Raw genomic sequence first — 1,284 nt, forward strand, 5'->3', positions numbered from 1 at the left:
AAATTATAGAAGTATCGTCTATGTCAGCCAATTTTTCTCAGAAAGCTCAAGAAACCCTCATCGGAGAACTTGAAGAACTCGTTTCGACCACTAACTTAAAAGGTGTTATTACTTATTGTAATGACGCGTTTTGTCGCGTTGCAGAATACACGCACGAGGAGTTAGTCGGTCAGAATCATAATATCGTCCGTCATAGTGACATGCCTAAAGCCGCTTTTGGTGATATGTGGGCACGCCTTAAAGAAGGCAAAGCGTGGCGAGGTATGGTTAAAAACAGCACCAAATCTGGCGGTTATTACTGGGTAGATGCCTACGTAACGCCTATCTATGAAAAAAACCAAGTTGTCGGTTATCAATCTGTGCGCGTGAAGCCTAAGCGTGAATGGGTGGATATTGCTGCAAAAGCTTACAAGGGGATGCTAGCCGCCGAGAAAGCGGGTAGAACCTGGTCGTTAAAAATTAACGAAACGGTTCGCTATGCGATTCTACTGGGTGCATTAACTGCACCTGCCGCAGCGTACGCACTATCTGCTGAAGGTCCGCTTGCTTGGCTTGCAAGTGCATTACCAGCGAGCGTCTTAGCGTTATTGTTCCGCCAAGAGTTGATTGATACGCCTCAACAGCTCAAAAAGCTGCAAAAGCAGTATGACAGCGTGAGCCGTTTGATCTATTCAGGCAATAGCGCATTTTCGATTGCTGATTTCCATATCAAAATGTTGTCTGCAAGGATTCGAACCGTATTGGGAAGAATGACCGACTCGGCGCTACCACTGCAAAATTGCGCTGAAGAACTCAGTCAAACAACGGCCGAGGTTTCAGCCGCGTTGAACCAACAAAACAGTGATATTCGACGCGTGCGAGATGCGACGCAAGAAGTGGAATCTTCAGCGAATTCGGTATCTTCAAGCACTAACGATGCGCATATGCTAATTGATGACACCTTGAAGTCATGCATGATGGCCAAAGAGACGATCGATCAAACGCATACCAACCTAGCGCAATTGAGTCTTCAAGCTGAAAAAGCAACGGAAACGACGTATCAACTGAGCGATCAGGCACAGAAAGTGAATCATTTGATGGTTGAAATCGGTGGTATTGCAGAGCAGACCAACTTGCTGGCGCTGAACGCGGCGATCGAAGCCGCTAGGGCAGGTGAGCAAGGTCGCGGTTTTGCTGTTGTTGCTGATGAAGTTCGCGCACTGTCTGGACGTACGTCGAATGCGACGGAGCAAATTCAAGCGTCTATCTCTGCTATGCTTTCGACGATAGAAGGTTGGCAGAAAG

At 47.2% G+C, this 1,284-nt stretch carries 1 protein-coding gene; it reads left to right on the plus strand.

Features of this window, described 5'->3' with window-relative positions; genetic code table 11:
- Window positions 1-20: 20 nt before the first annotated feature.
- Window positions 21-1,284 (plus strand): PAS domain-containing methyl-accepting chemotaxis protein (locus R7F67_RS24235; RefSeq protein ID WP_318057466.1); only part of this gene is annotated, 1,264 nt, incomplete at its 3' end.

Source organism: Vibrio sp. YT-17 (assembly GCF_033337375.1).
Taxonomy (GTDB): domain Bacteria; phylum Pseudomonadota; class Gammaproteobacteria; order Enterobacterales; family Vibrionaceae; genus Vibrio; species Vibrio alginolyticus.